The 18,902-nt window shown below is 73.5% G+C and carries 16 protein-coding genes and 1 tRNA gene; 5 read left to right on the plus strand and 12 right to left on the minus strand.

Annotated elements, in window-relative coordinates; translation table 11 throughout:
* Nucleotides 1–7 precede the first annotated feature (7 nt).
* Nucleotides 8–127 (minus strand) — tRNA-Arg (locus ACH4NX_RS18460).
* A 252-nt stretch (nucleotides 128–379) separates the two neighbouring features.
* Here ACH4NX_RS18460 and ACH4NX_RS18465 point away from each other — a divergent pair.
* Nucleotides 380–2,434: a phosphocholine-specific phospholipase C gene (locus ACH4NX_RS18465; RefSeq protein WP_398128054.1), complete on the plus strand. Its 2,055-nt coding sequence runs from the start codon at nucleotides 380–382 to the stop codon at nucleotides 2,432–2,434.
* A gap of 19 nt (nucleotides 2,435–2,453) precedes the next feature.
* On the opposite strand, the gene ACH4NX_RS18470 is transcribed toward ACH4NX_RS18465, so the two are convergent.
* Together ACH4NX_RS18470 and ACH4NX_RS18475 are read right to left on the minus strand one after the other, a co-directional pair.
* A complete protein-coding gene (locus ACH4NX_RS18470) occupies nucleotides 2,454–3,458 on the minus strand; it encodes a hypothetical protein (RefSeq protein WP_398128055.1) in 1,005 nt (334 codons plus the stop codon).
* A complete protein-coding gene (locus ACH4NX_RS18475; RefSeq protein ID WP_398128056.1) occupies nucleotides 3,455–4,261 on the minus strand; it encodes a phosphatase PAP2 family protein in 807 nt (268 codons plus the stop codon). Before ACH4NX_RS18475 ends, ACH4NX_RS18470 begins: the two co-directional genes overlap by 4 nt.
* 208 nt (nucleotides 4,262–4,469) lie before the next feature.
* On the opposite strand from ACH4NX_RS18475, the gene ACH4NX_RS18480 reads away from it, so the two are divergent.
* Nucleotides 4,470–5,084, plus strand: a complete 615-nt coding sequence (locus ACH4NX_RS18480) for a TetR/AcrR family transcriptional regulator (protein WP_351395614.1) — start codon at nucleotides 4,470–4,472, stop codon at nucleotides 5,082–5,084.
* Between the two features lie 143 nt (nucleotides 5,085–5,227).
* On the opposite strand, the gene ACH4NX_RS18485 is transcribed toward ACH4NX_RS18480, so the two are convergent.
* Nucleotides 5,228–6,259, minus strand: coding sequence for a DUF2510 domain-containing protein (locus ACH4NX_RS18485; protein WP_398128057.1), 1,032 nt, complete (start codon nucleotides 6,257–6,259; stop codon nucleotides 5,228–5,230).
* 320 nt (nucleotides 6,260–6,579) lie between these two features.
* Here ACH4NX_RS18485 and ACH4NX_RS18490 point away from each other — a divergent pair, with 320 nt between their 5' ends.
* Entirely contained in the window at nucleotides 6,580–9,258 is a 2,679-nt protein-coding gene (locus tag ACH4NX_RS18490) for an ATP-binding protein (RefSeq protein ID WP_398128058.1), read from the plus strand.
* Nucleotides 9,259–9,260: 2 nt separating this feature from the next.
* On the opposite strand, the gene pcaD is transcribed toward ACH4NX_RS18490, so the two are convergent.
* The 7 genes from pcaD to ACH4NX_RS18525 are packed head-to-tail and all read right to left on the minus strand — an operon-like array spanning nucleotide 9,261 to nucleotide 15,750.
* Nucleotides 9,261–10,376 carry a 3-oxoadipate enol-lactonase gene (gene pcaD / locus ACH4NX_RS18495; RefSeq protein ID WP_398128059.1) on the minus strand — a complete coding sequence of 372 codons (1,116 nt, stop codon included), beginning with the start codon at nucleotides 10,374–10,376 and terminating at the stop codon, nucleotides 9,261–9,263.
* Nucleotides 10,377–10,378: 2 nt separating this feature from the next.
* Complete coding sequence (pcaB, locus tag ACH4NX_RS18500) at nucleotides 10,379–11,710, minus strand: 3-carboxy-cis,cis-muconate cycloisomerase (protein WP_398128060.1); 1,332 nt, start codon at nucleotides 11,708–11,710, stop codon at nucleotides 10,379–10,381.
* Nucleotides 11,707–12,312, minus strand: coding sequence for a protocatechuate 3,4-dioxygenase subunit alpha (pcaG, locus tag ACH4NX_RS18505; RefSeq protein WP_351395601.1), 606 nt, complete (start codon nucleotides 12,310–12,312; stop codon nucleotides 11,707–11,709). The genes pcaB and pcaG overlap by 4 nt, the downstream gene beginning before the upstream one ends.
* A gap of 6 nt (nucleotides 12,313–12,318) precedes the next feature.
* Nucleotides 12,319–13,092, minus strand: coding sequence for a protocatechuate 3,4-dioxygenase subunit beta (pcaH, locus tag ACH4NX_RS18510; protein ID WP_351395598.1), 774 nt, complete (start codon nucleotides 13,090–13,092; stop codon nucleotides 12,319–12,321).
* 36 nt (nucleotides 13,093–13,128) lie between these two features.
* Nucleotides 13,129–14,334, minus strand: coding sequence for a thiolase family protein (locus tag ACH4NX_RS18515; RefSeq protein WP_398128061.1), 1,206 nt, complete (start codon nucleotides 14,332–14,334; stop codon nucleotides 13,129–13,131).
* Between the two features lie 16 nt (nucleotides 14,335–14,350).
* Nucleotides 14,351–14,995, minus strand: a complete 645-nt coding sequence (locus ACH4NX_RS18520) for a CoA transferase subunit B (protein ID WP_351395592.1) — start codon at nucleotides 14,993–14,995, stop codon at nucleotides 14,351–14,353.
* On the minus strand, nucleotides 14,995–15,750 hold the full coding sequence (locus ACH4NX_RS18525) for a CoA transferase subunit A (protein WP_351395589.1): 756 nt from the start codon (nucleotides 15,748–15,750) through the stop codon (nucleotides 14,995–14,997). Before ACH4NX_RS18525 ends, ACH4NX_RS18520 begins: the two co-directional genes overlap by 1 nt.
* Before the next feature lie 225 nt (nucleotides 15,751–15,975).
* Between ACH4NX_RS18525 and ACH4NX_RS18530 the strand changes: the two genes are divergently transcribed.
* Nucleotides 15,976–16,443 (plus strand): MarR family transcriptional regulator, encoded by a 468-nt coding sequence (locus ACH4NX_RS18530; RefSeq protein ID WP_351395586.1) that lies wholly within the window; start codon nucleotides 15,976–15,978, stop codon nucleotides 16,441–16,443.
* A 20-nt stretch (nucleotides 16,444–16,463) separates the two neighbouring features.
* On the opposite strand, the gene ACH4NX_RS18535 is transcribed toward ACH4NX_RS18530, so the two are convergent.
* Nucleotides 16,464–17,480 carry a DUF3048 domain-containing protein gene (locus tag ACH4NX_RS18535; RefSeq protein ID WP_351395583.1) on the minus strand — a complete coding sequence of 339 codons (1,017 nt, stop codon included), beginning with the start codon at nucleotides 17,478–17,480 and terminating at the stop codon, nucleotides 16,464–16,466.
* A 209-nt stretch (nucleotides 17,481–17,689) separates the two neighbouring features.
* Here ACH4NX_RS18535 and ACH4NX_RS18540 point away from each other — a divergent pair, with 209 nt between their 5' ends.
* The gene (locus tag ACH4NX_RS18540) at nucleotides 17,690–18,880 is read left to right on the plus strand and encodes a zinc-dependent alcohol dehydrogenase (RefSeq protein ID WP_351395580.1); all 1,191 of its coding nucleotides are present in this window, start codon (nucleotides 17,690–17,692) and stop codon (nucleotides 18,878–18,880) included.
* Nucleotides 18,881–18,902: the final 22 nt, after the last annotated feature.

Here is an 18,902-nt window from a genome sequence, read left to right on the forward strand (position 1 = left end):
CCGGCGGCGGGGCCGGCGGGATTCGAACCCGCGGACAGGGAGGGGCAGGGCCCGCCCGGTTCCCGTCAGTCGACGTGTACGGGGCCTCGTACACGTCGATCGCGATGGGCCGCTCTGCCACGGCCCCGCAGCCTGCGGGCAGCGCGCGCTCCCGCTCCGGTCAGCGTAGGGCCGCCGGTCCGTCCGGGCGACGTGTTTTCGTGCCGCCCGCTCTCCGCGCGCCTTCCTCCCTCCCGTGTACCGGCGACTTTCACCAGGGCGCCACCGGGCCCTTCCCTGACGTTCGCCGCTCCTGAAACACTCCTTCCGCGCACGTTCCGTCATCATCCGGCGCCCCCCCCCGGCCGGATGGCCCCCCAAGGCGAGAGGCTCCTCATCCATGCCCGAGGTCAATCGTCGTCGCTTTCTCCGACTCGCGGGCGCGACAACGGCGTTCGGCGCGCTGTCGGCGAGTATCGAGCGGGCCGCCGCGCTCCCGGCGAACCATCGCTCGGGGACCATCGAGGACGTCGAGCACATCGTCGTCCTGATGCAGGAGAACCGTTCGTTCGACCACTACTTCGGCAGCCTGCGCGGCGTCCGCGGCTTCGGCGACCCGCATCCGGTGACCCTGGACACCGGCAGGTCGGTGTGGCACCAGACCAAGGCCGACGGCACGGAGGTGCTGCCCTTCCGCCCCGAGGCCGACGATCTCGGCATGCGGTTCCTGGAGGGGCTGCCGCACGGCTGGGCCGACGGCCAGGACGCGTACCACAACGGCAAGTACGACCGCTGGCTGCCCGCCAAGGGCACCACCACCATGGCGTACCTGACCCGCGAGGACATCCCCTTCCACTACGCCCTCGCCGACACCTTCACCGTCTGCGACGCCTACCACTGCTCCTTCATCGGCTCCACCGACCCCAACCGCTACTACCTGTGGTCGGGGCACACGGGCAACGACGGCAGGGGCGGCGGCCCGGTCCTCGGCAACGACGAGCTCGGCTACGACTGGACGACGTACCCCGAGCGGCTGGAGGAGGCCGGGATCTCCTGGAAGATCTACCAGGACATCGGCGACGGCCTGGACGCGGCCGGCCACTGGGGCTGGATCGACGACGCCTACCGCGGCAACTACGGCGACAACTCCCTGCTGTACTTCAACAAGTACCGCGACGCCCGGCCCGGTGAGCCCTGGTACGACAAGGCCCGCACCGGCACCGACGCCAGGAACGGCGACGGCTACTTCGACCGGCTCCGCGCCGACGTCCAGGCCGGCCGGCTGCCGCAGATCTCCTGGATGGCCGCTCCGGAGGCCTTCTCCGAGCACTCCAACTGGCCCTCGAACTACGGCGCCTGGTACATCTCCCAGGTGCTGGACGCGCTCACGTCCAATCCGGCGGTGTGGGCGAAGACGGCCCTGTTCATCACGTACGACGAGAACGACGGCTTCTTCGACCACGTGGTGCCGCCGCTGCCGCCGAAGTCCGCGGCGCGGGGCCTGTCCACCGTCGACGTCTCCCTGGACGTGTTCGAGGGCAGTGGGACCCACCGCGAGGGCCTGTACGGGCTCGGTCCACGCGTGCCCATGCTGGTCGTCTCCCCCTGGAGCAAGGGCGGCTTCGTCTGCTCGGAGACCTTCGACCACACCTCGGTCATCCGGTTCATGGAGCGCCGCTTCGGCGTGCGCGAGCCGGGCATCTCGCCGTGGCGGCGCGCCGTCTGCGGTGACCTGACCTCCGCCTTCGACTTCTCCCGCGAGGACAGCCGGCCGGCCCGTCTGCCGGACACCGACGCCTACGAGCCGCCGGACCGCGAACGCCACCCGGACTACCGTCCGACACCGCCCGCGGACCCGTACATGCCCCGGCAGGAACGCGGCACGCGCCCCGCCCGCCCACTGCGGTACGCCCCGCGGGTGGACGGTGCCGTGGACGCGGCGGGAGGGAGGCTCACGCTCACGTTCGCCTCCGGCGCCGGGGCCGGTGCCGCCTTCCTCGTCACCTCCGGCAACCGCGCCGACGGCCCCTGGACGTACACCACCGAGGCCGGCAAGAGCACCGCGGACACCTGGAACCTCGCCTACTCGGACGGCTCGTACGACCTGACCGTGCACGGCCCCAACGGCTTCCTGCGCGTCTTCCGGGGTCCCGACAAGGCGGCCGGACCCGAGGTCACCGCCCGGCACGCCGGTGACGACGTCCGGCTGACGCTCACCAACACCGGGACCGGGGCGGCCCGTCTCCGGGTCGCGAACGCCTACGGCGGGCGGAGCAGGACGTTCACCGTGCGCCCGGGGGCCACCGTGCGTCACACCGTCGACCTCGCGGGGAGCCGGCGCTGGTACGACCTGACCGTCACCTCCGAGGCCGACCCCGCGTTCCTGCGGCGCCTCGCCGGACACGTGGAGAACGGGCGGCCGGGGGTGAGCGACCCGGCGATCGTCACGGACTGACGGTCACCGGCAGGACGCCCTACAGCCGCGTGAGGCGCCCCGGCCCCGGCTGCCGGGGCACCAGCACCGGCCCCACCCGCGCGGGACCGACCTGGTCCCGCTCCACCTGCGCCGGTCCGGCGGCGGCCCGGCCCACCGGTTCCCCCGCCGTCAAAGTCGCCGCCGGCTCCGGTACGGCGGCCGGTGAACCGGCGTCGTCGGGCCGCCGGGGTGCCGCCCGGCTCAGCTGGACCACGCCCCAGGCGGCCAGCGCCGCACCGGCCAGCGCGAGCAGCACGCCGGCCGGGCCGCCCCGCAGTCGCTCACCGAGCAGGGACAGCCCGATCACGGCGGCGGCCACCGGGTTGGCCAGGGTCACCACCGCCAGCGGGGCGCCCAGGCCGCCCCGGTACGCCGTCTGCGAAAGCAGCAGCCCGCCCGCCGCGAAGACCGCCACCAGCGCCGCCACCCCGATCACCTGCGCGCTGAGCAGCGGGCCCGAGCGGTCGGTGACGGCGACCGTGACGGTCTGCGTGAGCGCCGAGGCGACCCCGGAGGCGATGCCCGAGGCCGAGGCGTGCCGCAGTCCGGGCCGGGCACCGGGCCACGACAGCATGCCGATCAGCGCGGCCGTCGCACCGGAGACCGCCAGCGCCTCGGACACGCTCAGTACGTCGTCGGGCGCGGGACCGGACGCGGTGAGCAGCAGCGCGCCCAGCCCCAGCAGGGTCAGTCCGGTGCCCCGCCACTCGACCGCGCTCACCCGCCGGCCCGCCAGTCGCGCCCCCAGCGGCACCGCCGCGACCAGGGTGAGCGCACCGAGCGGCTGGACCACGGTGAGCGGACCGTACTTCAGGGCCACCACGTGCAGCAGCGCGGCCGAGGCGTTGAGCGCGACCGACCACCACCAGGCGCCGGACGCCAGCAGCCGCAGCGCGCCCGTGCCGGGGTCGCGGGAGGCCAGCCGTTCCTGGGCGACTGCCGCGGCGGCGTAGGCGCAGGCGGAGACCAGGGACAGCAGGACGGCGATCAGGGCCGCGCTCATCGGCCCGCCCCCACCGGCTCGTGCCGGTCCGCGGCCGTCCGGCGACGGAACTCGGACCGGCGGTGGGGCACGGCGCACCGCGGCCGGCGCGCCGGACGGATCACCGCGAGGGCGAGGCCGATCAGGGCCGCCGCCACGAGCACGTCGAGCCAGTAGTGGTTCGCGGTGCCCACGATCACCAGCAGCGTCAGCAGCGGATGCAGCAGCCACAGCCACCGCAGGCGCGACCGCGTCGCGACGATCAGGCCGATCGCCAGCATCAGGGCCCAGCCGAAGTGCAGCGAGGGCATCGCCGCGAACTGGTTCGACAACTGGTCGGTGCTCGGCGGGCCGTACACCGAGGGACCGAAGACCCGGGCGGTGTCGATCAGCCCGGTGGCGCCCAGCATGCGGGGCGGGGCGAGTGGGAAGAGGAGGTGCACCATCAGCGCGGCACCGGTCACGGCGGCCAGCACCCGGCGGGCCCAGACGTAGTGTCCGGGCCGTCGCAGGTAGAGCCAGACCAGGAAGGCCGCGGTGGCCGGGAAGTGGACGGCGGCGTAGTAGGTGTTCGCCGCGTGTATCAGGGTGTCGCCGTGCAGGAGCAGGGACTGCACCGTGCCCTCGTCCGGCAGCCGGAGGGCGCGTTCCCAGTCCCACACCCGGTGGGCGTTGCGGAAGGCCTCGGCGGTGTGGCCGGTCGCCAGCCCCCGGCCGAGCTTGTACACGAGGAAGAGCCCGGCCACGAGCAGGAGCTCACGGACGAGCGCCGGGCGCGCGTGCGCGTCCTGCCCTGCTTGCGCAGGCTCGGTGCGGGCGTTCATCCCCCGGCCCTTTCGCTGACGGTGGTGCTTGTGGCTCACGGGTACGGGGGCATGTGAGGGTTCTCATCGATACGACCTCGTTCCGATACGCCAGTGTACCGATACGCTGGTGTACCGGTACACTCGTGTATCGATAGACATGCGACACACTGTCGTACGGGCCGCTCGAGGCAGCCACCAGTGCCGCTGGAGCGGAAGAGGAGAGCAGATGACGCCGCAGGCCGCGGACGGACCGGAACCGGTCGGCACCTCGCGCCGCTCCAAGCTCACGCCGGAGCGTGAGCAGGAATTCTTCGACGCCGTGCTCGAACAGGTCCGGACCTGCGGCTACGACGCCGTCACCATGGACGGCATCGCGGCCAGTACCCGGTGCAGCAAGTCCACGCTCTACCGGCAGTGGAAGACCAAGCCGCAGTTCGTGGCCGCGGCGCTGCGCTCGAACCGCCGAGTGCGCTTCGTCGGCATCGACACCGGGTCGCTGGCCGAGGACCTGCGCCAGGCGGCCCGGGCCGCGGGCGAGGGAGCGGGCAAGGACACCGGGCTGCTCCAGGCGCTCGGCCACGCGGTCATGCAGGACCCGGAACTCCAGTGCGCGCTGCGCGAGGCGCTCGTCGAGCCGGAGATCGCGGCGCTGAGGGAGATCCTCGGGCGGGGCGTCGCACGGGGAGAGATCCCCGCCGGTCATCCGGCCCTGGAGTACGTACCGGCCCAGCTGTTCGGCATGCTGCGGATGCGGCCCGTCGTCGAGGGCGAGCAGGCCGACGCGGCGTACCTCGTCGGGTTCGTGGAGGCCGTCGTGCTGCCGGCGCTCGGCCTCCCCTGAGACCCAGGTCGCCGTCCATGGGATGACTGGACGGTGGCCTGCCCGCGCCGCACCGTGGGGACGGGGGCGGCGCGCACCCCCGGCCGGGTGGGACCCCTCTGAGCGGAAGGGGGCCCACCCGGCCGACTGCTGTCCGGGGCCGGTCAGACGTCCTGTCCGCCGCCGTTGCCGCCTCCGGAGGAGTCGGCCTCGATGCCCTTGGTGATCTCGTCGATCACCGACTGCCGCTCCCCGACGTCGACGCCGAACCGGACGACGACGATGCGCTCGGGATCGGCGGGCGCCGGGAAGGCGAGCGACTCGACGTAGCCGTCGGCGCCCTCGCTGGTGACCGCCTTCCAGCGGACCAGATAGCCCTTCTGTCCGGCGACCGTGACCGCCTTGGACGCCAGTTCCTCGTGCGAGGTGATCCCGCCGTAGGACTCACCGCCGTAGGACTCCTCGGCGTTCGCCTCGATGTCGGCCTTCGCGACCGCCTCGGCGGTGCCGCCCTTCGTGCCCAGCACCACCGCGGGGGCCGAGTAGGCGCCACCCTTGGTACAGGTCGCGGAGGTGTCGCCGGGGCACTCGTAGCTGTCGTCCGACGTCACCGTCGCGCCCACCGACATCTGCTGGCCGGACCAGCCGTCCGGAATGGGCAGGCTGATCCCGCTGACCGGGTCCGTCACCGATCCGCTGTCGATCGTGGGCGGTTCGGACCCGTCCGGGGAGTCGGGCGAGGGCGACTCGCCGCCGCCGGGGCCGCCGAAGGGGTCGGTCTGGCCGCCGGGTCCGCGCCGGTCCGCCTGCGAGGACGTGCCGCCGCCCGGACCGTCGTCGACCAGCACGTACACGCCGACACCGACGCCGGCCAGCACGGCCACGGCGGCGGCCACGGCTATGCCGGTACGCAGCCGGCGCCGCCGCGCGGACGGCGGCTGAACGGGGAGCCCCGGGTAGCCCGGGTGCACGGGGTACGGCGCGGGCACGGTGCCGTACGCGGGCACGGTGTCGTGCGCGGGCGGCTGCGCCGGGGGCTGGGCTGACGGCTGCGCCGGGGGCTCCCACGCGGCGGCCGGTCCCGTGGGGCGGACCTGGTCCGTCCACGCCTTGCCGTCCCACCAGCGTTCGGTGGCGGGACCGTCATTCTTCTGTCCGGGGTCCGGGTACCACCCGGGAGGAGTCGCCTGCGTCATGTGCCCACCGTATGAGGCGTCGGTGAAAGCGGGATGAGAGGCCCGGTGCCGGCCCGCCCGGGGCCACCCGCCGGTCCGACCGTGGGCCCGCCCGGAGACCGTCCGCCGGTCCGCCGTACGGCTCGCCGGTCCGGTGCCGTTCACGGCGGGTTGACGGCCGTCACCCGGTACCGTCGCTGATGACGGGCTTGGCGCGTCGTCCGCGCTTTACCGCATGTCACCCGTCACGGCAACTGCTGCCCCGACACCCCCCACTTGCGCGATCGGACGGCTAGGCTCAGGGTCGGTACGTCATTCGGGCGACTCGGGGAGGTAGCGGGATGACGGAGGTACGGCGGACGGGCGCCGCCTCGGCCTTCCTGTGGGAGCGTGACGAGGAAGTCGCCACCCTCACACGGGCGATCGACACCCTGTGCGCGGACCGCTCGTCCTCCGGAAGCCTCCTGGAGGCCCGGGGCGAGGCCGGACTCGGCAAGACCGCGCTGCTCGCCGAGGCCCGACGGATCGCCGAGGCCCGGGGCTGCACCGTCTGGTCGGCGCGCGGCGGCGAGACACTCAGGTCCGTCCCCTTCAACGTGGTACGCCAACTGCTCCAGCCCGCGCTCGTGTCCATGCTCCCGGAGGAGGCGCGCGAGTACCTCGGCGACTGGTACGACATCGCGGGCCCCGCCCTCGGCATCGCGGACCCCGGCGAGCGGCGGGCCGACCCGCAGGGCGTGTGCGACGGCCTGGTCGCCGCCGTACGCCGGCTCGCCCGCCGGGAGTGGCCGCTGGTGCTGCTGATCGACGACGCCCACTGGGCCGACCAGGAGACCCTGCGCTGGCTCGCCGCCTTCGCCGACCGGCTCGACGAGACCTCCGTCCTGGTCGTGATCGCCCGCCGCCCCGGCGACGTCAGCGGCGACAGCGCCCGCCACCTGGACGCGGCCTGTGCCCTGGGACGCCCGCTCGCCCCGCTGAACGCCCTCACCCCCGAAGCGACGGCCGGACTCACCCGCGCCACGCTGGGCGACCACGCCGACGCCGCGTTCTGCCGTGAGGTGTGGGCCGTCACCGGCGGCAACCCCTACGAGACCGTCGAACTCCTCGCCAGGACCCAGGACAGCGAACTGGAACCGGTCGAGGCCCAGGCCGCCGAACTGCGCCCCCTGAACCGCTCCGCCCGGGGCGGCGGCCTCGTCGCACGCCTCGAGCAACTCGGCGTCGACTCCACCCGCTTCGCCTGGGCCGCCGCCATCCTCGGCAGCGGCATCACCGTCGACATGGTGGCCAGGCTCGCCACCCTCGACCACGACGACGCCGCCCGCTGCGCCGAACTGCTGCGCAACGCCCGCATCCTCGCCGCGACCGACCCCGCCGCCGGCCAACCGGACGCGGGCGACCTGGAGTTCGTCCACCCGCTGATCGCCACCGCCGTCTACAACTCCATCCCCGGCGCGCTGCGCACGGCGATGCACGGAATAGCGGCCCAACTGCTCGCCGACTCCCGGCTCGGTGCCGCGGCAGCCTCCCGCCACCTGCTCCAGGTGTATCCCGACGACGACCCGGAAGTCGTCGAACAGCTGCGCGAAGCCGCCCGCGAGCACCTCGCCGTCGGCGCTCCGGACGCGGCCCGCCGCTGCCTCGAACGCGCCCTGGAGGAACCGCCGTTGCCCGACCGGCACGCGCGTGTGCTCTACGAACTGGGCTGCGCGACCCTGCTCACCGCGCCCGCCACCACCATCGGTCATCTGCGCACCGCCCTCGCCATGCCCGGCCTCGACGGCGAACAGCGCTTCAACGCCGTCTTCCGGCTCTCCGAGGCCCTGGTCCACAACAACCAGCTGGAGGAGGCCGTCCGTACCGTCGAGGCGGAGGCCGCCCGCAACCCGGACCCGTCCGCCCGGCTGCGCATGCAGGCCGTCCAGTACATGTGGGAGGGCATCCACCCCGGTGAGACGACCTCGCCCGGCCGTTCCGCGCGCCTCGCCGAACTCGCCGGGACCTGCACCGGCCGGGACAACACCGAGCGCGCCCTGCTCATCCTGCGCGGCTTCGACGCCATGACCCGAGGTGAGAACGCCGAGGAGGTCGTCGAGCTGTGCGACCGCACCCTCGTCAACGGCCGCCTCCCCTCCGGGCTGGGCTGGACCGACAACGAGTGGGGCCTGGAACTGCCCATGATGCTCGCCAACTGCTACGCCTACACCGACCGCCTCGACCGCGCCGAGGCACTGTTCACCGAGGCCCTGCGCGCCTACGAGACCGCCGGCTGGAGCGGCGGCCACCTCGCCCTCGCGCACGCCTACGTCGGGCTCGGCCATCGCAGGCGGGGCCGACTCAAGGAGGCCGAGGCGACCCTGCGCGAATCACTGCGCATCGCGGAGCGCGTCGGCCGCGGCCTGCCGCTGTACTGGTCCGCGGTCTGCAACCTGATCGACATCCTGCTGGCCCGCGGCCACGTCGAGGAGGCCCGGTCGGTCGCCGACCGGTACGGATTCGACCCGCCGTACCCGTCCACGATCGTGCTGCCCGAACCCCGTTCCGTACGCGGGCGGTTGCTGCTCGCCACGGGCCGCACCAAGGAGGGCGTCAACGAACTGGAGGCCGCCGAGAAGTCGGCGGCCGCCCGTGGCCGGCACAACCCGGTGGTGGCCCCCTGGGCGACCGAGCTCGCCCGCGCCCTCGCCACGGAGGACCCCGCCCGCGCCGCCCGACTGGCCTCCGACGCCCGCCGCCAGGCCGAGCGCTTCGGCACGGACACCGCGATAGGGGAGGCTCTGCGCTGCGCCGCCGCGCTGGAGACCGGCCAGCGCGCGGTCCGGCTCGCCGCCCAGGCCGTCGCCTATCTCGAGGCGTCGCCCTGCCAGTACGAGCACGCCGCGGCCCGCGTGGAGTACGGCATCGCCGCCCGCTCGGCGGCCGAGTTGCACCGCGGCCTGGCGCTGGCGGACTCGTGCGGCGCGGACGGGCTGGTGGCGCGGGCCCGCGAGGCACTGGCGACGGGCTCCCCGCGCTGAGGTCAGCCGGCGGCGCCTTCCTCCTCGGTCAGCACCCGCTGGGCCGCCGCGAACGCCGAGTTCGCGGCCGGCACCCCGCAGTACACCGCCGTCTGCAGCAGCACCGCCCCGATCTCGTCCGGCGTCAGCCCGTTGCGCCGCGCCGCCCGTACGTGCATGGCCAGCTCCTCGTAGTGGCCGTGCGCGACCAGCGCCGTCATCGTGATCATGCTGCGCTCGCGGCGCGAGAGGGTCTCGTCGGTCCAGATCTCACCCCAGGCGTAGCGCGAGATGAAGTCCTGGAAGCGGGCGGTGAACGGGGTCTGCCGCCCCTGCGCCCGGTCCACGTGCACGTCGCCCAGCACCTCGCGCCGCACCGCCATGCCCCGCCCGGCACCGCCGTCGAAGTGCGCCCGCAGAGCGGTCAGCACCGCCTCGGGACGCTCCGCCGGAGCCAGGTGCGAGGCCCCCGGCAGCTCGGTCAGCGTCGCACCCGGCACCGCGTCGGCGATCTCCCGCAGATGCGCGGGCGGCGTCGCCGGGTCCTGGCGGCCCGCGATCAGCAGCGTCGGCGCGGTGATGTCACCGAGCCGGTCCCGCAGGTCGAACGCGGCCAGCGCGTCGCAGCAGGCGGCGTACGCCCCCGGATCGGCGTCCCGGTGGTCCCGGACCAGCTCCGGCACGGTGAACCCCGGTGTGAACCACCGGTCGTCCGCGCTCGCCGCGAGCTTCGCCAGCCCCTCGGCTCGCACCGTCGCGGCCCGCTCCTCCCACGCCTTGGCACCGTTGAAGTGCGCCGACGAACAGACGACGGCCAGCGACGACACCCGCTCCGGATGGTGCACCGCCAGATGCAGACCCACCGCGCCGCCCAGCGACACCCCGGCGTAGGCGAACCGCTGAACCCCGAGCGAGTCGGCGAGCGCGAGCACCAGGCCGGCGAGGTCCCCGACGGTGGCGCCCGGACCGATCAGCTCCGCCGCCGAGCCCCCGTGCCCCGGCAGGTCCCACCGGATGACCCGGTGCCCGATGGACAGCTCGGGCGCCACCTTGTCCCACAGCGCGTACGAGGTGCCCAGCGAGGGGCCCAGCAGCAGCGGGGGAGCGGAGGCGGAACCTTCGGTCAGATGGTTGAGCATGGTCAACGTCGCTCCAGAGCACGGTCGGTCAGGGCTCCGGCTGAGCCGGTGTAACGGGCGGGGTCGGTCAGCGAGCCGAGGTCGAGGCCGGCCAACTCCGGTACCTGGCTCAGCAGTTCGCCCAGATCGCGGTCCTCGGCGTACGTCCGCCCGGCCAGCTCGGTGAGCAGCGCCTTGGCGCGGGCCCGCCCGAGCACCGGCGCCAGTTCGGCGGAGAGCCGCTCGGACACGATCAGCCCGTGGGTGAGACCGAGGTGCGCGCGCATCGCGTCCGGACGCACGCGCAGCCCCTCGGCCAGCTCCGCGGCGTCCCGGGCCGCGCCGCCGGTCAGCCGCAGCAGGTCCCGCAGCGGCTCCCACTCGGCGTGCCACGCGCCGGCCGGCCGCTCGTCCTCCGCGGCCAGCGAGCCGTACAGCGTGGCCGCGAGCTGCGGCGCGCGCCGGGCGGCGGCCGCGATCAGCGTGGACCGTACGGGATTGGCCTTGTGCGGCATCGCCGACGAGCCGCCGCCGCTGCCCTCGGCCACCTCGGCGGTCTCGGTACGGGACAGGACGAGCACGTCCGCCGCGATCTTCCCGAGCGCCCCGGCGGTGAGGGCGAGGCAGCCGGCCAGGTCGGCGACCGGCGTGCGCAGCGTGTGCCAGGGCAGCAGGGGCGCCCGCAGCCCCAGTTCACGGGCGTACGCCGCCGGCAGCTCGGTCGGGTCCGTCGCGCCGTACGCCCCGAAGGCGGCCAGGGTGCCCGCCGCGCCGCCGAGCTGGGCGGGCAGCGCTTCGCGTACGGCGGTGATCCGGTCCCGCGCGTCGAGCACCAGCGTGCGCCAGCCGGCCGCCTTCAGCCCGAAGGTCGTCGGCACGGCGTGCTGGGTGAGCGTCCGGCCCGGCATCGCCGTGTCCCGGTGCTCGGCGGCCAGCCGGGCCAGCGCCCGCTCGGTGCGGGCGAGGTCGGGGAGCAGCAGGTCCAGGGTGCGGGCGGCGACCAGGACCGTCGCCGAGTCCAGGATGTCCTGACTGGTCGCGCCCCGGTGCACGTACGGCCCGTACTCCTCGCCGACCGCCCGCGTCAGGTCGGCCACCAGCGGGATCACCGGGTTGCCGCCGCCGCGGGCGCGCTCGGCCAGGGATCGGACGTCGAACCGGTCCGGGTCGGCCGCGTCGGACACCGCCGCCGCCGCCTCGGCCGGGGCGAGGCCCAGCCCGGCCTGAGCACGGGTCAGCGCCGCCTCCGCGTCGAGCAGCGCCCGCAGCCAGGCGCGGTCGTCGGTGGCGTCGGCGGCCGGCGAACCCGCCCACCCGGGGGCGAGCAGGCCGCCCGTATCGGCTGCTGATGTCACTGGAACTCCAGGAAGACCGTCTCGCCCTCGCCCTGAAGGCGGATGTCGAAACGGTACGTCCCGTTGCCCTCGTCCACCGCGATCAGCGTGTCGCGGCGCTCCGCGTCCACCCGGGACAGCAGCGGGTCCGCCGCGAGCGCCGCCGCGTCGCCCGGCAGGTAGATCCGGGTGAACAGGTGCACGAGCAGCCCGCGCGCGAACACGCACACACTGACGTACGGCGCGCCGGCCCCGCGCGCGCCGGGCCGTAGCGTCCGCGCGTACCAGTGGCCGTCCGCGTCGGTCTGGATGCGCCCGAAGCCGGTGAACTCCACGCCGTTGCGGCCGAGGAAGCCGCCGGAGGCCGGGTCGCGGCGCATCGAGCCGTCGGCCGTCGGCAGTTCGCCGTCCGGGTCGGGGCCCCACACCTCCAGGAGCGCGTCCGGCAGCGGGTTGCCCTCGCCGTCGTACACGTACCCGTGCACGGTGACCGTGTCCGGGTGTCCGGCGGGCGCGATCTCCTCGCCGCCGCGGAAGGGCAGCGCGTACCCGTAGAAGGGACCGACCGTGTGCGACGGCGTCGGCAGCACGTTCTCCGGGAGGCTGGTGTCGATCTTCGTCATGGCGGGTCAGCGTCCTTCTTCGATCCAGGTGGCGTTCGGGCCGTCGAGCACGATGTCCCAGTGGTAGCCGAGCGAGAACTCGGGCACGGACAGACTGTGGTCGTACGTCGCGATCAGCCGCTGCCGGGCGGCGTCGTCCGTCACGGACTGCAGGATCGGGTCGTACGGGAACAGCGGGTCGTTGGGGAAGTACATCTGCGTCACGAGCCGCTGGGTGAAGGCCGAGCCGAACACCGAGAAGTGGATGTGCGCCGGGCGCCAGGCGTTGACGTGGTTGCGCCACGGGTAGGGGCCCGGCTGGACGGTGGTGAAGCGGTAGAAGCCGTCGTCGTCGGAGAGGGTGCGGCCCACGCCGGTGAAGTTCGGGTCCAGCGGGGCGTCGTGCTGCTCGCGCTGGTGGGCGTAGCGGCCGGCCGAGTTCGCCTGCCAGATCTCGACGAGCTGGCCGCGCACGGGCCTGCCCTCGCGGTCCAGGAGACGGCCGGAGACGGTGATGCGCTCGCCGACCGGCTCCCCGGTGTGCTGCCGGGTCAGGTCGTTGTCGATCTCGGTGATGTCCCGCTCCCCGAAGGCGGGGGAGGACAGCTCCACCAGCTCCGGGTCCTTGGTGACGTCGATGGAGACCGGCGGCTGCTTCGGGTGGCGCAGCACCGAGGAGCGGTAGGGGGCGTAGTCGCGGCGCGGGTGGTGCTCGACGGGCGCGCCGCCGGCGACCCGCTTCTCGTACGCGGCGTGCTCGGCCGCGATCTCCGCGTCGATGTCGTGCTGGGTGAGGGTCATCGTGATTCCCGTGGGTGACGTGGCTGGGACAAGCCTCTAGCGGTCGAGGACGAGGGCGAGGCCCTGGCCGACGCCGATGCAGAGGGTGGCGACGCCGGTGCCGCCGCCCTTGCGGGCGAGCTGGTGGGCGACGGTGCCGGCGAGGCGGGCACCGGAGGCGCCCAGGGGGTGGCCCAGTGCGATGGCGCCGCCCTGGGGGTTGAGGATCGCGGGGTCGAAGTCGGGCCACTCGGCCACACAGCCCAGCACCTGGGCGGCGAACGCCTCGTTGAGTTCGAGGACGTCGAGGTCGGCGAAGGTGCGGCCGGCCTTGGTGAGGGCGCGGTCGACCGCTTCGACGGGGGCGAGACCGAAGTAGTGCGGGTCGGTCGCCGAGACACCGGTGGCCCGGACGCGGGCGAGCGGCTCGCGGCCGGTGGCCTTCAGGCCCACCTCGTCGACCAGGAGCAGGGCGGCGGCGCCGTCGTTGAGCGGGGAGGCGTTCCCGGCGGTGACCGTGCCGTCGGCGGTCTCGCGGAACGACGGCCCGAGCTTCGCCATCGCCTCCAGCGAGGCGGTCGGGCGTACGCACTCGTCGGCGGCGAGGTCCACCGGGTCGCCCTTGCGCCGCGGCACCGGGACGGGCGCGATCTCGCCGTCGAACAGGCCGTCGGCCTGGGCGCGGGCGGCCTTGTGGTGGGAGGCGAGGGCGTACTCGTCCTGCTGCTCACGGGTGATCGCGTGCTTGTCCGCGATCAGTTCCGCCGACTCCCCGAGCGGGATGGTCCACTGCGGGTCCATCCTCGGGTTGACCATGCGCCAGCCCAGGGTGGTGGAGTACAGCTCGGTGTGCCCTGCCGGGAAGGGCCGGTCCGACTTGGGCAGCACGTACGGCGCCCGGGTCATCGACTCCACGCCGCCCGCCAGGGCGATGTGCGCGTCGCCGACCGAGATGGCGCGGGCGGCCTGGACCACCGCTTCGAGGCCGGAGGCGCACAGCCGGTTCACGGTCACGCCGGGGACGGTGGTGGGCAGGCCGGCCAGCAGGCCCGCCATGCGGGCGACGTTGCGGTTCTCCTCGCCGGCGCCGTTGGCGTTGCCGAGGTACACGTCCTCGATCCGGGAGGGGTCCAGGTCCGGTGTGCGGGCGAGGAGTTCACGGATCGCGTGCGCGGCCAGGTCGTCCGGGCGTACGTCCGCCAGGGAGCCGTTGTACTTGCCGAACGGGGTGCGCACCGCGTCGACGATGTAGACGTCGTTCACTTCAGGTCCTCCGCGTTCACTTCAGGTCGTCCGCTGTGACGAGCTCGGCGTCGGTCTTGGCGACGACCTCGTCGACGCCCACGCCCGGTGCGGTCTCGACCAGGACCAGGCCGTCGTCGGTGATGTCGAGGACGCCGAGGTCGGTGATGACCCGGTTCACACACGCCTTGCCCGTGAGGGGCAGCGCGCACTCGCGGAGGATCTTGGGCGAGCCGTCCTTGGCGGTGTGGGTCATCACCACGATCACCGTGCGGGCGCCGTGGACGAGGTCCATCGCGCCGCCGATCCCGGTGATCATCTTGCCCGGGATGGCCCAGTTGGCCAGGTCGCCGCCGGCCGAGACCTGCATGGCACCCAGTACGGCGACGTCGATGTGCCCGCCGCGGATCATGCCGAAGGACAGCGCCGAGTCGAAGAAGGAGGCGCCCGGCCGGACCGTCACGGTCTCCTTCCCGGCGTTGATCAGGTCCGGGTCCACCTCCGCCTCGGTCGGATACCGGCCGGTGCCCAGGATGCCGTTCTCGGACTCCAGGGTCACCTCCACACCCTTGGGGAGGTAGTTCGGGATCAGGGTGGGCAGGCCGATGCCGAGGTTGACGTACTGCCCGTCCTCCAGCTCACGCGCGGCCCGCGCGGCCATCTGCTCACGTGTCCAGGCCATCAGGAACTCACCGTCCGCCGCTCGATCCTCTTGTCCGCCGCCTGCTCCGCCGTCAGCGCGACGACCCGCTGCACGAAGATCCCCGGCAGATGCACCGCGTCCGGGTCGATCCCCCCCGGCTCGACCAGCTCCTCCACCTCGGCGACCGTCACCCGCCCGGCCATCGCGGCCAGCGGGTTGAAGTTCCGGGACGACTTGTTGAACACCAGGTTCCCGTGCCGGTCGCCCTTCGCGGCCCGCACCAGCGCGAAGTCGGTGCGGATGCCGTGCTCCAGCACGTACTGGGCTCCGTCGAACTCGCGGACCTCCTTCGGCGGTGACGCCAGCGCGATGCCGCCGGAGCCGTCGTATCGCCACGGCAGCCCGCCGTCGGCGACCTGTGTGCCCACCCCCGCCGGGGTGTAGAAGGCGGGAATCCCGGCCCCGCCCGCCCGCAGCCGCTCGGCCAGCGTGCCCTGCGGGATCATCTCCACCTCCAGCTCCCCGCCGAGGTACTGCCGGGCGAACTCCTTGTTCGCCCCGATGTAGGACCCGGTCACCCGGGCGATCCGGCCCGCGGCCAGCAGGACCGCCAGTCCTGACTCCATCGCGCCGCAGTTGTTGGAGACCACCGACAGGCCGCCGGTCCCACGCTCGTACAGCGCCTGGATCAGTACGTTCGGCACACCGCTCAGCCCGAAACCGCCCACCGCCAGCGACGCGCCGTCCGGCACGTCGGCCACTGCCTCACCGGCCGTGGCCACCACCTTGTCCATCCGAGAAGCCCCATCTCTTGCAAGCGCCCCGGATCGCGGACCGAAGTGGCGAATTAGTCAGGGCACTGAGTATTTCAGCGAGGTTTCCCACACGCTGCCACCGGACGGCCGGGGCGTCAAGACCTCGCATAAACGCGAGGTGGATCGCTCGACACGGCATCGGACAGCCCCTGCCTGCCCGATGTATCGTCAGTGCACCGACGGAACTGGACCACAGGAGCGCACATGGCCGCGGTCGACCTGACCACCCATCCCGGGCACCTGGCCCGGCGGCTGCAGCAGGCGCACTACCTGCTGTGGAACACGATGGTCTCGGAGGAGATCACCTCGCCGCAGTTCGCGGTCCTCAACGCGCTCGTCAGCGAGCCGGGCCGCCTGGACCAGCGAACCGTCGGGGAGAGAGTCGGCCTGGACCGGTCCACCATCGCCGAGGTGATCAGCCGGCTCGGCCGCCGGGGACTGCTGGACAAGGTCCGTGACCCGCAGGACGGACGTCGCTTCCTGCTGCGCCTCACCGACGAGGGGCTGCGCGTCCACCGCAAACTGACCGTGCGTACGGCCCGGATGAACCAGGTCTTCCTCGCCCCGCTCTCCGCCGACGAGCAGGCCGTGTTCTTCGACCTCATCCGGCGGGTCGCGGACGCCACCGAAGGGCTGCGCAACCCGACCGCGCCCACGGCGGTCCCGAGCTGATCAGGGCCGAGCAGGGCTGATCAGGGCTGCTTCGTCGTATCGGCGAACACCACCCACACCTGGCCCTCGGCGAAGTTCAGCGGGGCGCCGTCCGCGGTGGTGAAGGACGTGCCGTCCGCGGCCGCGTCGCGCTTCCAGGCCGCGTCGTGGGCGCGCCCGTCGCGCAGTACCTCCGCCCGCCCGGAGCCCACCGACTCGACGTACGGCGAGTTGTTGCCCAGGTAGTCGCGGAAGTCCGACTCGCGTACGTCCACGTGCTGCACGACCACCGTCGCCGGTGCCAGCCGCCCGCCGTCGGCCGTCCGGGCCGGGGCGCCGTCCATGGAGACCAGCCAGCGGTCCCGGCTCCCGGACCAGGTGAAGGTGAAGGACGCGGACGGGTAGCGCACCGTGCGGGAGGGCGCGACCGCGCCGCCCGCGGGGGCCTCGCCGTGGCGGAAGCCCGTGGTCAGGGCCTCGGCGCCCGCGGGCCCCGGCAGCAGCCGACCGGGCCGCACGTAGAGGTTGTGCGGGGCGGGCCGGCCCTCGTCGCGGACGTAGGCGTCGGATTCCTCGCCGGGCGGCTCCGCGCGCAGCGGTGCCTTGTCGATGAGCGGCAGCAGCTTGTGCTGCGCACCGGAGAAGGCCAGCGTCGGCCGGTCGAACTGGCGCAGCAGCTCCAGGTCCGACTCGCGCGCGCTGCGCACCGGCCCGACCGACTCGGGCAGTTCGGTCGCGTAGACCGCCAGCAGACGGCTCAGTCCCCCCTCCACCGGTTCCACGTAGACCACGTCCGCGGCGTCCAGGCCCGTCTGCGGGCGGGCCGCCGGTACGTTGTCGACCTTCACGGCGAGCAGCGAGCCTCCCCGGGCCTTCGCGCTGGGCGACGACTCCCGGGCCGGTGCCCGTCGGTCGTCCTCCTTCACGGGCCCGGGCCCGGCCGTGCAGCCCGCCGCCAGCGATACGGCCACCGCCGCGGTCAGCAGCGCGGCGCCGTGCCGCCCGTGCGTACCGTGCCGCCGCTGCGTCCCGCGCCGCCTGCGCGTCCTTCGTCGCATCCTGACCACCCGTCCACCCATCCCGTGTCATTGATTGTGCGCTTCTGCAAGCTTTTAGTGCCATACATGACCGAATCTGATACGGCACGCGGAGTGGGGCACATGATCCGCTGTTCGGACGAAAGCGGCGGCGGTTCGGTGGAGGACGCCTCGGGTACCCGGCCGCCACGCAGGACCGATGCGCACGGCGACGGAGGGAGCGCGAGGCGATGAAGGCAGTGACGTGGCAGGGAAAGCGGGACGTGCGGGTGGAGGACGTGCCCGATCCGAGGATCCAGGAGCCGACGGACGCGGTCATCCGCGTCACGTCCTCCGGGTTGTGCGGCTCCGACCTGCATCTCTACGAGGTGCTCACTCCGTTCATGACACCGGGCGACATCCTCGGCCACGAACCCATGGGCATCGTGGAGGAGGTCGGCTCCGAGGTGACCGGGCTGAAGCCCGGTGACCGGGTCGTGGTGCCGTTCCAGATCGCGTGCGGGCACTGCTTCATGTGCGGTACCGGACTGCCGACCCAGTGCGAGACCACCCAGGTCACCGGCGAGGGCATGGGCGCCCCGCTGTTCGGCTACACCCGTCTGTACGGCGCCGTCCCCGGCGGGCAGGCCCAGTACCTGCGCGTGCCGCAGGCCCAGTACGGACCGATCAAGGTGCCCGAGGGCCCGGCCGACGACCGCTTCGTCTACCTCTCCGACGTCCTGCCCACCGCCTGGCAGGCGGTCCAGTACGCCGCCGTCCCACGGGGCGGCACCCTCGCCGTGCTCGGGCTCGGTCCGATCGGCGACATGGCCTGCCGGATCGCCCGGGCCACGGGAGTCGGACGGGTGTTCGGCGTGGACCTGGTGCCGGAGCGGCTGCGGCGGGCCCGTGAGCGAGGCGTGGAGACGTACGACCTCCGGTCCTTCGACAGCGAGAAGGAGCTCGTCGCGGCGATCCAGGACGAGACCGACGGCCGCGGCCCCGACGCCGTGATCGACGCGGTCGGCACCGAGGCACACGGCGGCGTCGTCGCCAAGCTGGTCCAGCAGACCGCCGCGGTGATGCCCCGGGCCCTCGGCGGCCCGCTGGCGGAACGGTTCAGCGTCGACCGGCTCGCGGCCCTCTACACCGCCATCGAACTGGTGCGCCGCGGCGGCACGATCTCCCTGTCCGGCGTCTACGGCGGCATGGCCGACCCGATGCCGCTGCTCACCCTGTTCGACAAGCAGATCCAGCTGCGGATGGGGCAGGCCAACGTACGACGCTGGAGCGACGAGATCATCCCGTACCTGACGGACGAGGACCCGCTCGGCGTCGACGACTTCGCCACCCACCGCGTGCCGCTGACGGACGCGCCGCACGCGTACGAGATGTTCCAGAAGAAGCAGGACGGCGCGGTCAAGGTCCTGCTGAAGCCGTAGGGCCCGGGCGTCCTCGGCAGCG

Origin of the sequence: Streptomyces sp. NPDC017225 (assembly GCF_044331465.1) — a bacterium.
Lineage (GTDB): Bacteria > Actinomycetota > Actinomycetes > Streptomycetales > Streptomycetaceae > Streptomyces.

What these genes read in the sequence shown, in the direction of transcription:
- ACH4NX_RS18540 (WP_351395580.1), top strand. Translation starts at nt 17,690, where the DNA reads ATGAAGGCAGTGACGTGGCAGGGAAAGCGGGACGTGCGGGTGGAGGAC.
- ACH4NX_RS18525 (WP_351395589.1), bottom strand. Translation starts at nt 15,750, where the DNA reads ATGGACAAGGTGGTGGCCACGGCCGGTGAGGCAGTGGCCGACGTGCCG.
- pcaH (WP_351395598.1), bottom strand. Translation starts at nt 13,092, where the DNA reads ATGACCCTCACCCAGCACGACATCGACGCGGAGATCGCGGCCGAGCAC.
- ACH4NX_RS18485 (WP_398128057.1), bottom strand. Translation starts at nt 6,259, where the DNA reads ATGACGCAGGCGACTCCTCCCGGGTGGTACCCGGACCCCGGACAGAAG.
- ACH4NX_RS18530 (WP_351395586.1), top strand. Translation starts at nt 15,976, where the DNA reads ATGGCCGCGGTCGACCTGACCACCCATCCCGGGCACCTGGCCCGGCGG.
- ACH4NX_RS18480 (WP_351395614.1), top strand. Translation starts at nt 4,470, where the DNA reads ATGACGCCGCAGGCCGCGGACGGACCGGAACCGGTCGGCACCTCGCGC.
- ACH4NX_RS18490 (WP_398128058.1), top strand. Translation starts at nt 6,580, where the DNA reads ATGACGGAGGTACGGCGGACGGGCGCCGCCTCGGCCTTCCTGTGGGAG.
- ACH4NX_RS18535 (WP_351395583.1), bottom strand. Translation starts at nt 17,480, where the DNA reads ATGCGACGAAGGACGCGCAGGCGGCGCGGGACGCAGCGGCGGCACGGT.
- pcaG (WP_351395601.1), bottom strand. Translation starts at nt 12,312, where the DNA reads ATGACGAAGATCGACACCAGCCTCCCGGAGAACGTGCTGCCGACGCCG.
- pcaD (WP_398128059.1), bottom strand. Translation starts at nt 10,376, where the DNA reads ATGCTCAACCATCTGACCGAAGGTTCCGCCTCCGCTCCCCCGCTGCTG.
- ACH4NX_RS18475 (WP_398128056.1), bottom strand. Translation starts at nt 4,261, where the DNA reads ATGAACGCCCGCACCGAGCCTGCGCAAGCAGGGCAGGACGCGCACGCG.
- ACH4NX_RS18465 (WP_398128054.1), top strand. Translation starts at nt 380, where the DNA reads ATGCCCGAGGTCAATCGTCGTCGCTTTCTCCGACTCGCGGGCGCGACA.
- ACH4NX_RS18470 (WP_398128055.1), bottom strand. Translation starts at nt 3,458, where the DNA reads ATGAGCGCGGCCCTGATCGCCGTCCTGCTGTCCCTGGTCTCCGCCTGC.
- ACH4NX_RS18520 (WP_351395592.1), bottom strand. Translation starts at nt 14,995, where the DNA reads ATGGCCTGGACACGTGAGCAGATGGCCGCGCGGGCCGCGCGTGAGCTG.